Here is a 12749-nt window from a genome sequence, read left to right as displayed (position 1 = left end):
CAATCCTGATACATTAATAATACAGGGGGACTACGGTTTTACTACGCAAATATTGTTTTTGTAGAAAGTCTACTAAAACCGTATGATAAAATCAGTAAGATTAACAGAGGTGTCTAATCCCATTTTTTTTCGAACCCTGAAGCGTAAGGATTCAACACCTCTATACGAAATACCCATGAGCGGTGCTATTTCTTTGCTGGATAAATTTAATTTCAAATATGCGCATAATCTTATTTCCCTGTGATTAAGATTTGGATACTCGTCTTTCAATCGCTCTAAAGAATTGTCATGTATCTGATTGAAATGTGTTTCAAAATGTTTCCAATTATTGTCACCTTTTATTTGATCGTCCAAAGTTTTTATTGTACTTCTAAGTTGTTTTCTTATGCTGCCTTCAGATTGATTGTAGATCTCATCCAGGGATTTTTTCAGTTGTAATAGTTGATTATCAACTTGAACCATTTGCATGGCAGAAGACGCTAGTTCTTTGTTTTGAGATTCGAGGTTTTCTTTGAGGTATTTATTGTCCTTTTTTATTTTTTCATTTTTGGCTTTAAGACGCTTTTCTTCAAACTTAATTTTTTGAAGTTCAATTTCTCTTTTATGTGCAATTTTTAGTTTTTCCATACTTTTTTTACGCTGGTCATTTTTTATACGTATAAAAGTGTAGATGATTAATACTAAAAGAGTAGCATAAACAAAGTACATGGGGAAAGATCGATACCAAGGTGGTTTAATTGTAAAATCGAAAGCTGCTTCTTTCCCTATTTTGTCATAAATGTTTTTTGCTCTTACTTTAAAAGTATACTCTCCAGATGGTAAAAAGTTATACTCTTTTTGAGCCTCTTTGGTCCATTGCGACCAATTATCATCAAGTCCTTCTAGATATGTTTGGTATACGACAGATTTTGGGTATTCATAAAAAGGAGCAACATAAGAAAAACTTAATTTATTTAATTTAAAGGGAATAGGAGGTGAAACAGAATCTTTACGTATATCGGTGACATAATCTTCAACATTACCATACACGATAGAATCTTTGATCTTAACATTACGTACTAATGTAGAGTATTCTTTATTGTAATCAGATCTAACATCTTTTCTATAAATGATTAAGCCATTTTTCGAGGTAAATCCTATATCTCCATTATCGAAATGTATAAATTTCTCAAATGCCGGAATGAGTAGTGATTTTAGTCGTTGAAATGGAACTCTATGAGTGGTATGATCTCCATTGGGAGAAAAGTTGATAATTCCTATATCATCATCTCTGTCGTATCCCTGAATAAAAAGAACTTCATTTTCTGAAATATTACTTAAACGTCGAACAAGATGATGATTAGTAAGTATGCTAGTGTATTTATTATCTATTATCATAGAATCAACCTTCGAATCATAACGATAGATGCCCAGTTGTGTTCCGAATAACTGTTGATCATTAATGTCCAGTAAGCTAATAAAGAGGTTGCCAGGAAAACCTTTCTTTTGGTCATACAAAGTGGTTTCTATGACTTTTGAGTAATCCTCATTCAAGCGTACACGATAAATTCCTTTATACCCATGCGAAATCCAGATATCATATTTACCTTCAAAATGTACCTCTCTGGCAGTTTCATCAAACCCGATAACCTTGTTGCATATTTTCCAACCATCTTCACTTTTTTGATAAACAACCAACCCTGAATAAGTACCTTGAAGAATCAGATTTTTATTCCCGGGTATGGTATTAAAATTCCATCCTCCTTTGATATTGCTAATAGGTACTGCATTATTATTTTGTAGGATGTAAGATCCATTATGAGCGCCAATAAAAAGTTGATCATTTAGTATCGATAAGTTCCAAATTTGCCCTTCTACACCTGTTACTTTGCTAAAACTATCGGTATGACCATTTTGTGGCCAGTTGCTGTAATACAAACCATTGGATGTAGCGACATAAAGAGTGTTTTTATATTTTTTGACATCATAGGTCGAACCAAGGATTCCCTCATTTTCTGATAGTGTATAAAAAGGAGACTTTAGTTCAATATAGCTTATGCTACCTTCTAGAGTAACCCACAAGTTTTCGGATTGATCAATGAATAGATCAAGAACTGTATTGCTAAGCAGTTTGTTGTCTCGATTTAATTGTTGTAACAATTTTCCTTTTTTATCAAAAAAAAGTACTCCGTTATTAGTAGTTCCTATACAATATATTTCATTGTTTAGTAAAATGCCTGAAGAGATATTTGTATTCTGAAAACTGAAATTTTCTGAATTTCCCCAGGGTTCGAGCTTTTTGTTTTTCAATGTAAAAGCGCCGTTTTTGGCTGTAAAAATTAAAAAGGACGCATTATTATATGGAAGAATACGGTCAATAGTATATTTCGAAAAGTAATCTGGAGTGTATACGGTTTCAAGTTTATCTTCAATAAGTATACTAATACGGTTTGAATTGTCTAATATTAGGAGGCGATTACTAATTTTGGCTGCATATTTAAAGCCTCCTTTACTGCTAATTGATATTAATTTGTTCTTGGTGATATCATACTTAATAATTTGCTGGTCGGAGCAAAAATAAATGTTGTTCTGAATTTCAAAGATTCCCCAAACCTGCGAAAAACTAGTTGATTTTTTAGGGAGCAAATGATTTAATGAAACATAATAAGTTTGATCGAACCTATTTCTCGCTGCATATCCAATCTCATTATTACTTCCCACATATATACGATCACCGTAAGAAAGTAAAGAGTTAATGGAAGAACGATTTTTGGGTTGCAACAGAATTTTCCAGGTATTGCTTGTAAATTCTAACAACCCATATTCATTGGCAAAATATACAATGCCATTAGAACCCTGTGTGATATCAAAGGTTTTGGGAGCTGCTTTATCAATTTCATTATTAGCATAATTTTTAACCTCTGAAACTTTTTTCCATGAGTTTTGTGCATTACCACTTCCAATAGAAAAACATAAAAGAAATAAAGCTAATCTAGTAAGTCTTGGCATTATTTGTACGAATGACGAATGCATCTTAATGTTTTACAACTATAGTGTTTTTTTGTTAAAAATATGTCAAATTAACAAATAATCAACGAAGAGAAAAGAAATGTAGTATAGCATCTAAATACTTACCAGGTCTAAAATAAGAGGGTACCAAAAGGATTTGTATAAGTATTGAGAGTTTTCAAGGGAAACTCTTGTAGCGAAAACGTTTTAGTGAATTGTCTACTAAATAATGTATTGACGTTATTTTTTTTAAAGAAAACGAATAGAAAAATAAGGAAATTATATATCCAGATATTTTACGAAAACTTTTCGTGAAATTTATTCTTAAAACACTCAAGTTGTTAAATGTTTGGTTTTATGGGTTTTATATTGGTGTACTATTAATTTTTTAACACATATGTAATTGTATCGATAATTTTTTATCTGAAATAATAGATCCTGGTTTCTGGTGTAAAATTTTTGAATTATTCTAATGTAAAACTATCTAATTATGAAAAAAAATCTAATTTTCACGACAACTGCTTTATTTATTCTAATTGGTTGTTCAGACAATTTGGGGAATGACAATCTTCCACAAGACACAGATTTAGAGCAAAAATCAATTGATTCAAATGGTTACATAAGCGATAATCGAACTGATGGATATAACAAGGGTTATTTTTGGACCATCTATAAAGAAGGAGGATGGGGAAGATTAAGATTTCCTTATGCCAATCAGTATAGTGGTAATTTTGAAATTGAGTACAAAGACAATCAAGATATTGTAGGGGGAAAAGGTTGGAGAACAGGTAGTGGCAGAACGATTAATTATAATGTTGGGCTGTTGCAGGGGGCATATAACTTCGTTGGGGTCTATGGTTGGACCAGGTCTCCACTTATAGAGTATTACATTGTAGAAAGAGGGAATATCCAAGGCCAAAATCAAAACAAAAATTTTAATGTTAATGGAAAAAGCTACCAGTTTAAAAAACAAATAAGATCTAATGCTCCTTCAATTCTGGGAACACGAACTTTTTATCAGTATATAAGTCAACACGGTAACGCACCATTAGGAAGCAATCAAAAAGTAAATATGCAGGCGCATATTAATCATTGGAATAACCATGGCGGACATAGTGGTAACCTTAGAGATTTTGATTATCAGGTTTTTGGAATTGAATCCTATAGTGGCGATTGGGGAAAAATTAATGCAACCGTATGGTAGCCTATATTGCATTTTTAAAAAATAGGGCCGTTAATAGGTAACGGCCTTATTTTTTTGTAAAAGCGGGTATGCACATTTATACCTAGGTTATTGTATAGTTAATCCACAATTCATGAAAAAAATATTTTGGAGCATAACTTTTGGGGTCTTCCTTATACTGTACTCTTGCAAAAATGAAAAAGAGAATCTGTTGGTATCCGATGATTTAATTTTGGTAAAAGGAGGTGCTTTTATTAATAAAAAATCTAAACTTTATAAAACAGAAGCCTTACTAGATGACTTTTACATAGGAAGGTTTGAAATAACCCAGAAAGAATGGGTTGAAATTATGGGCAGTAACCCTTCAAAGTTTCTTGGAGATAATCTACCTGTAGAGATGGTTAGCTGGTATGATTGTATAGAATATTGTATAAAAAAAAGTAAAAAAGAGGGGCTGAAACCTTATTATAAAATCTATAAAGATTCAATAGATTATTTTAACAAATCAGAATTTGATAGCATCAAGTGGCTTGTAAAAATAGATCCTAAAGCAAATGGTTATCGTTTACCCACAGAAATTGAGTGGGAATATGCAGCAACAGGAGGTCAATTAAGCAAAAGTTATTCATATAGTGGTAGTAATGAGGTGGATCATGTATCTTGGTATTGGAGAAATTGCGGAGACACTTTATTGATTCAGAATTGGGATTATAGAATCATAGAAAAAAATAATTGCTGCACTCATGCTATTGGAGGTAAGATACCTAATGAATTAGGCTTATACGATATGACAGGTAATGTAAGAGAATGGTGTGGAGATTGGTACGAGGATAACAAAATACCAAGTGGGTATTATAGATCTCAAAGAGGCGGGGGATGGATCGGTGTTGAAAATTTTATGAAAGTAAGTGATAGAGGATATTTTGAGGCAAGTGGTATTGGTCCGGATCAAGGATTTCGTATCTGTAGAAATAAGATTTAATACTGCTTAGATGATGCTTTAGTACTTTCTCTTTCGATTAAATTTGTTTTAATGATCTTGGTAGTATAAGAAGGTTCAATATTTCCATTTTCTATTTTATCAATAAGAATTTTTGTTGCGACTTCGCCTAAATAGGTGCTATGCTGACTAATAGTAGTAATTGTGGGAGTTACATACCTAGGCAGAACTCCATTAGTAAAACCAATTATAGAAATATCTTCCGGAACCTTGTACCCCTTAGAAATAACCAATTTTAAAGTGCTAATCGCAGAATCTTCTTCTAAACAAAGTATGGCATCCACTTTTCTGGATCCTAATACTATTTTTAATAACGTATCAACATCATTGAACTTATCGATTTTAAGAATTAAAGCTTCATCAATAGGTATATTAACTTCCTTAAGTGCCCTTTTATATCCTTCTAACCTTAGCTTACCCACGCTTAACCTATGGATGTTAGATACGATAGCAATATTCTTGCAACCTGTTTCAATAAAATATTTAGTAGCATTATAGCCTCCCTCTTCATCGTTTACTATAACTTTATCGCACTCTATTTTATCAGTTACTCTATCCATCATTACCATAGGAATCCCCTGATTAATTGCATTCTGTAAATGGCTAAAACGTTGTTTTACTTGCGTTTCTTCGGCTATTGATAAAATGAACCCATCAAGTCGAGAATTTTTCAAAAGCTCCATTGCGCTAGCTTCTTTTTCATAAGATTCGTTAGAAATACAGGTAATTAAATTATAACCACTTTGAGTCGCCACTCTTTCGATACCTACAAATACTTTGGTGAAAAAATGATTTAGCATATTAGGTATAATCACACCGATGGTTTTTATGCTTTTTTTGCTTGAATTATCAGGAACACTATTACTGGGTTTGTAATTATGAACTTTTGCATATTCTTGAATCTTTGTCTTTGTTTTGATGCTAATTTCATAGCTGTCATTGAGCGCTTTTGAGACAGTTGCGATAGAAACATCAAATTCTTTTGCGATATCTTTTAATGTTATTCTTTTTCTTTTCATATCAAATGGATTGTATCATAAAATAAACTATAAAATCGCATGAAAGTATTGAATAAAAAGGTTAGTAAAAGCTCACCTATAAAGGCCTTTTAAAATAAGTTTTCGTACAGCTTGTTGTTAATTTGAAATGTTATTACTGAATATATTCTAAAATTTTGATTAATACATATTTTAAAATCAAAATGCTTCATAAATGATAGCATTTGCTTCAAATCTTCCATTTGTTTGTATGGTCAAGCAATAATTTTAGCATTTAATAAAATTTTAAGTTAAAAAGAAAGAATTTGTTAAATAGACAGGGGAAATACAAGCAATTCATGATTGATTAGGATATTTTTCCTAACTAAAAAACGGAAATAAGCATAGATCATTTAAAATATCAATTAACCAAATACATTTAACGTAAACAACTTAAAGAACATATGGAATCAGTCTTAGGACAATTAGATTGGGTAGTGTTAGGGGCTTATTTTCTAGCACTAATAGGGGTAGCAATATGGGTAATACTTCAAAAAAATAAGGATACTGCAGATTATTTTTTAGCGGGTCGCAATGTTGGGTGGTTTGTTATAGGAGCATCAATTTTTGCTTCAAATATAGGATCAGAACATGTGGTTGGCTTGGCAGGGACCGGAGCAGAATCTGGAATGCCTATGGCACATTATGAATTACATGCCTGGATCGTATTGCTTCTTGGATGGCTTTTCTTACCATTTTATATGAGAAGCAAAGTATTTACCATGCCAGAATTTTTAGAAAAACGCTTTGATAGTCGATCCAGATGGTTCTTATCGGTATTTTCTCTGGCTGGTTATGTGATTACCAAAGTTTCAGTTACCATTTATGCAGGAGGAATTGTAGTTTCAGAGTTATTAGGAATCCCATTTTGGTATGGAGCCATCGGAATTGTAGTTTTCACAGGAGCATACACCATTATAGGAGGAATGAAGGCAGTTATATATACCGAAACGCTCCAAACCGTTGTATTAATAGCAGGATCTATAATAATAACATATCTCGGATTGCAAGAAGTAGGAGGATGGGAAAATTTACGTGCAACTGCAGGTTCAGACCATTTTAATATGTGGCGTCCAATGTCTGATCCTGACTTTCCCTGGACAGGCTTATTGTTTGGAGGTACAATTGTTGGAGTTTGGTATTGGTGTACCGATCAGTATATCGTACAAAGAACACTCGCGGCCAATAATATAAAAATAGGAAGGCGAGGAGCTATTTTTGGAGCTTATCTTAAGATATTACCAATCTTTATATTTCTAATACCTGGTATCATAGCATTTGCTTTGGCTCAACAAGGGGTTTTAAGCTATGAAAAAGCAGATGAAGTGTTCCCTGTTTTGGTAAAAACTTTGCTACCAACAGGGCTTAAAGGATTAGTTGCAGGAGGTTTAATGGCAGCATTGATGAGTTCACTAGCATCGGTTTTTAACTCGTGTTCTACCATATTTACTATCGATATATACAAAAAATTAAAACCTTCAACTCCCGAGAAAAAACTACTGAATATTGGTCGAGTTGCCACTGCACTGGTAGTGGTATTAGGTATAATTTGGATTCCTATTATGAATAAAATTGGAGGCGGAGTATTATATCAATACCTGCAAAGTGTACAATCTTATATAGCACCACCAATAACAGCAGTATTTGTTTTAGGAATAGTTTGGAAAAGAGTAAACTCTAGAGCGGCGATTGTGACCTTATTTTCAGGACTTATTGTCGCAGCTTTAAGAATTGCTGCTGAAATAGGTAAAGAAGATTTGTCTGGGTTTGCTTACCAATTCGCTACAGTCAACTTTGCACATATGGCTATTTTTATGTTTATATTTTCTATTATAGTATGTGTATTTACGAGTCTTGTAACCGCTCCACCAAATTATCAAATGATTAAAGGTTTAGCTTTCGGTACTTTGAGTGATGCTCAAAAACAAGAAGCAAAAGATAGTTTTACGATAATAGATATTGTTTTATCTGTTTTACTAGTCGTTGTTGTAATTTCAGTCTTAACATATTTTACTGGATGAAAAAGTAAAACTGCCTTATGATTTTAAGACATTAGATGTGTTTTAACCTGGTTAAATCCGTAATTAAAAAAGATAGTAACTTTATTCTTTAATACGATACCTCATTTATGAACCTCAATAGAACTATACAATTAATTGTTACTTTCCTAGTATTGAAGATTCATCTTTGGGGACAAGAGTCTTCTACAGATTTTAATTTTGTTAATATTAAAGGTGGTATTTCAAAGACTGCTGTGTCTACAATTATTCAGGACCATTATGGTTTTGTATGGATTGGCACAAATGGTGCTGGTATCCATAGGTATGATGGTATTGAATATATTTCGTATCCCAATACATCTAAGGATGCATTATCTATAAATAGCCGTATGATTTTTTGTACCTATCTAGATAAAAACAATAGGCTATGGGTAGGTACAGAAAGTGGCTTAAGTTTGTATGATAGAGAACAGGATCAGTTTAAAAGTGTAAGATTGAGGCCGGATACTAGTAGTTTTGATACTCATATGGCTGTAAGCAGCATAACAGAAGACAAGGAGGGTAATTTATTTGTAGGTGTTTTTGAAAAAGGTTTATTTAAGTTAAATGTTGAAGAACGTGTAGCTCATCATATTCCCAATATTGGTTTCAGTACAAGATTAAAGTCAGGAATCTTAAATATCAATGACCTCAAGACAGATAGTAATGGAAAGATCTATGTGGGTACAAATGTTGGGCTTAAAGAGTACGACCCAGTGACCCAAACCCTTCGGCCCTCTATTTTTTTATCTCAAAATGGCTCTCAAACAATTCAGGAACCTATTCAGTCGCTATTAATAACTAAAAACAATGATATTTGGATAGGAACATTGTCTTCAGGACTTTACAAGGTAAACAGAACAGAGGAAGAAAGTACTCAGATAATTCATGTACCCTTAACTACCAAACGAATATTATCATTGATTACTGTCCCCGACGAGACTATTCTGTGTGGTACAGAGAATGACGGGCTTTTTCATGTTAGTAATGAAGGGATTGTTTTAAAGAATTATCTCTTTGATAAAAAGGATAAAAATAGTATTCGTTCCAACTCAATATGGTCTTTGTTTTTAGATCAAAATGAAAGAATTTGGATGGGGTACTACAATAGCGGTACTGGGGTTTATGATAAATTGTATGACAAGTTTAATCATATAGAGAGTTTACCAAGTAAATCTAACTCCTTAGAAACTAGTTCTGTTACAGGGATTGTTCAAGATCAGTCTAATAAATTATGGATTAGTATGGACGGAGGAGGAATAGATATTTATGATCCCAAAACATTAGAGTTTAAACACATTAATACAAAAAGTACAGATATCTCAGGACTTACAAGTAATGATATACAAACCATATTTGTTGATAGTAAAGAAAATATATGGGTAGGAAGTTGGAATAGTGGTATATTTCTTTTAAAAAAAGGAACACAACGATTTATCAATTTTAACACAAGTAACACAAGTGGCGAACTATCTTCAAATAGTGTTTTAAGCTTTGCAGAAGATGCTAGTGGTAAGATTTGGATAGGAACCTTTTACGGAGGTCTCTTATCATATGATTATGAAAATAATCAGATTCTACATCATGACACCAAAGAATTTGTGCAGCAAAATATCCATAAAAGCTCTATACGCAAAGTATTAGTAGATCATAATAATAATGTTTGGGTTGGATCAACCACAGGGTTATTTAAAGTTAATATCCATGATCAAAATAAGTATACCATTGTATCTATGAGGCAAAAAATGTCTTCTAGATACCAAAACTCTTTAAATGCAAATCATATTTTGTCAATATATGAAAGCTCAAATAACACTTTATGGATAGGAACAAGAGGGGCGGGTTTATGCAGATATGATCAATCGAAAAATAAATTTACTTGGTATAACGAACAATATGGCATTAATGAAGAAAATGTTTCATCTATCATAGAAAGTTCTGACGGGAACATTTGGATAAGCGGTAATGAGGGTATTCATAAAATAGATCTTTCTGAGAACAACAGTGTACATTATAGCATTAATGACGGTTTGCTGTCCAATGATTTCAATTTCAATGCAGTTTACAAAGATGAAGAGGGAAATCTATATTTCGGAAGTTATAAAGGGATCGATTACTTTGACCCTAAAAATATCAAAATTAACAGTAGTAAACCCCACTTATATTTGACAGGGTTTAAATTGTTCAATAAAAAAGTATCAACTGACGATAAAAATTCTCCTCTTCAAAAAGTAATTTCAGAAACCGATAGTATTTCCTTGACTCACAAACAATCAGTTTTTACTATAGAATATACCGGGATAAATTATACCAGACCTGAAAAGAATCAATATGCATATTATCTCGAAGGATTAGAAAAATCCTGGAATTATGTGGGAAATACAAGAAGCGCAACGTATACAAATCTGGATTACGGAAATTATACTTTTAGAGTAAAGGCTGCAAATAATGATGGAGTATGGAGCGATGAGTCACTGAATTTGAAAATTACGATTTTACCCCCTTGGTGGAAAACAAATTGGGCCATGTTTTCATATATATTACTATTCTTTCTGGGGATTTATCTTCTTAATAAAGTAACAAAAGAACGAATTAAAGAAAAACAACTAATCAAATATGAAAGAGAGCAAAGATTGAAAGAGGAGGAACTTCATAAAAAGAAACTTCAGTTTTTTACAAATATCTCTCACGAGTTTAGAACTCCTTTAACTCTTATAATTAACCCACTAATTGATATTATTAAAAGTAAGACGTATAACTTGCCCGAAGAAGTAAAAGAAAAGCATTTTATTATTTACAAGAATACCAATAGGCTTTCAAGATTGATTAACGAACTAATGGATTTCAGAAAACTTGAAATCAATAAATTAAAGGTTAAAGCCCAGGAAATAAATATTGTTGATTTCGTAAAAGAAATTGTAAGCTACTTCAGTGAAGAAGCCTTAAATAAAAAGATTAACCTGAAAGTTGAATGTGATACTGAAAACCTAATAGCTTGGGTGGATAAAAGCATGATCGAAAAGATTATTTTTAATCTTTTGTCTAATGCGTTTAAAGTTACCCCAGAAAAAGGCGAAATTGAAGTTAGAATAAGCACCAATGCATTCGTTGAGGTGTATAATGAAACTATTCAAAACAGTTTTGAAATACAAGTACGAGATACCGGACCAGGGCTTGAAAAAGAACAATTATCCAAGATTTTTGAACGTTTTTATCAGGTTAATAATCTAAACAAATGGTATTATGGCGGAACAGGGATAGGACTCGAAGTGGTTCGAAGCTTTGTTGAACTACATAAAGGTTCTGTAGAAGTAGACAGTGAGATTAATAAAGGAACCGTTTTTAAAATAGTTTTACCACTAGGTAAATCACATTTTGGCACAGACGAAATTTTTACAGATAGTGAAAATAGGGATACAGTTATCAAAGAAAAACTGGTTTTACCTTCAAATACCAGAAAGAAAATAGTAGATGAAGATTCAAAAAAACATAGGCTTCTCATAGTTGAGGATAATACAGAGTTAAGAAATTATTTAGAGCATGAGTTAAGAGATAACTACAAGATTTTTACAGCCACAAATGGCAATGAAGGTTTGAAACAAGCCAAAAAAGAGATGCCAGACATCATAATCACCGATGTTATTATGCCAGAAATGAATGGTTTTGATTTTTGCTCTAAAATAAAAACAGATATACAGACAAGTCATATTCCATTACTCATGTTAACAGCCAAAACAATGCATGAGGATAGATTAATAGGAATAGAATCGGGTGCAGATGCGTATATGAGTAAACCTTTTGACCTTAGAGTTTTAAAATCACGATTAGCACAGTTATTGTCTAGCAGACAAGTATTATTTAATAAATATTTTAGTGCAATTAGTGATACTGAGATTAATGAAAATACAACTTCACTAGACAAAGAGTTTATCGAAAAAGTTTTAAAATACATTAATGAAAGTCTTAGTGATCCGGATCTAAGTGTCGAAATCTTGGCATCTCAACTTCATTTAAGTAGAAGTCAATTCTATAGAAAAATTAAAACACTTACGGGGCAGACAGCAAATCAATTTCTACGTAATATTAGATTACAACGTGCAAAACAAATTTTAGAGAAAGGATATGATAACATTAGTGATGTTTGTTATCAGGTTGGGTTTTCTTCACCTTCTTATTTTACTAAATGTTTCAAAAATCATTTTGGTGTTTTACCTACAGAAATAGAATCAGAGAAACAATAATAAAGTAGAATTCCTGGCATAAAAAGTTAGATTTTCATATGCATACTTTAAAAAAGTTGCATACTTCTACATAATAAAAAACTAGATAACCTATCAGTAGATCCATTTTTACAACAAAAAAACTGGATACTCAAAAAAAGAATACTTTACAAATGGTTTGTACAGTTTTCCAACCCCAGACGATTATCTACTATTTGCCTTTTCTACAATGTACTATTTATACGCTCATGAGTAGTGTGTGTCACACACTTTGTTTAGAAA

General features: G+C 32.2%; 6 protein-coding genes. 4 read left to right on the top strand and 2 right to left on the bottom strand.

Features of this window, described 5'->3' with window-relative positions:
* Positions 1-72: 72 nt before the first annotated feature.
* The gene (locus U6A24_RS04875) at positions 73-2988 is read right to left on the bottom strand and encodes a triple tyrosine motif-containing protein (RefSeq protein WP_324178817.1); all 2916 of its coding nucleotides are present in this window, start codon (positions 2986-2988) and stop codon (positions 73-75) included.
* Between the two features lie 490 nt (positions 2989-3478).
* Between U6A24_RS04875 and U6A24_RS04870 the strand changes: the two genes are divergently transcribed.
* Both U6A24_RS04870 and U6A24_RS04865 read left to right on the top strand, forming a co-directional pair.
* Complete coding sequence (locus U6A24_RS04870; protein WP_324178816.1) at positions 3479-4192, top strand: glycoside hydrolase family 11 protein; 714 nt, start codon at positions 3479-3481, stop codon at positions 4190-4192.
* 112 nt (positions 4193-4304) lie between these two features.
* Positions 4305-5153 carry a formylglycine-generating enzyme family protein gene (locus U6A24_RS04865; protein ID WP_324178815.1) on the top strand — a complete coding sequence of 283 codons (849 nt, stop codon included), beginning with the start codon at positions 4305-4307 and terminating at the stop codon, positions 5151-5153.
* On the opposite strand, the gene U6A24_RS04860 is transcribed toward U6A24_RS04865, so the two are convergent.
* Positions 5150-6190: a LacI family DNA-binding transcriptional regulator gene (locus U6A24_RS04860; RefSeq protein WP_324178814.1), complete on the bottom strand. Its 1041-nt coding sequence runs from the start codon at positions 6188-6190 to the stop codon at positions 5150-5152. The two genes, U6A24_RS04865 and U6A24_RS04860, sit on opposite strands and share 4 nt — an antisense overlap.
* A 422-nt stretch (positions 6191-6612) precedes the next feature.
* On the opposite strand from U6A24_RS04860, the gene U6A24_RS04855 reads away from it, so the two are divergent.
* Together U6A24_RS04855 and U6A24_RS04850 are read left to right on the top strand one after the other, a co-directional pair.
* Positions 6613-8229: a sodium:solute symporter gene (locus tag U6A24_RS04855; protein WP_324178813.1), complete on the top strand. Its 1617-nt coding sequence runs from the start codon at positions 6613-6615 to the stop codon at positions 8227-8229.
* A gap of 107 nt (positions 8230-8336) precedes the next feature.
* Positions 8337-12488, top strand: a complete 4152-nt coding sequence (locus tag U6A24_RS04850) for a hybrid sensor histidine kinase/response regulator transcription factor (RefSeq protein WP_324178812.1) — start codon at positions 8337-8339, stop codon at positions 12486-12488.
* The last annotated feature ends 261 nt before the right edge of the window (positions 12489-12749 follow it).

The organism is Aquimarina gracilis (genome assembly GCF_035285365.1).
Classification (GTDB): domain Bacteria; phylum Bacteroidota; class Bacteroidia; order Flavobacteriales; family Flavobacteriaceae; genus Aquimarina; species Aquimarina gracilis.
This window is presented reverse-complemented; position numbering and strand designations above follow the sequence as displayed.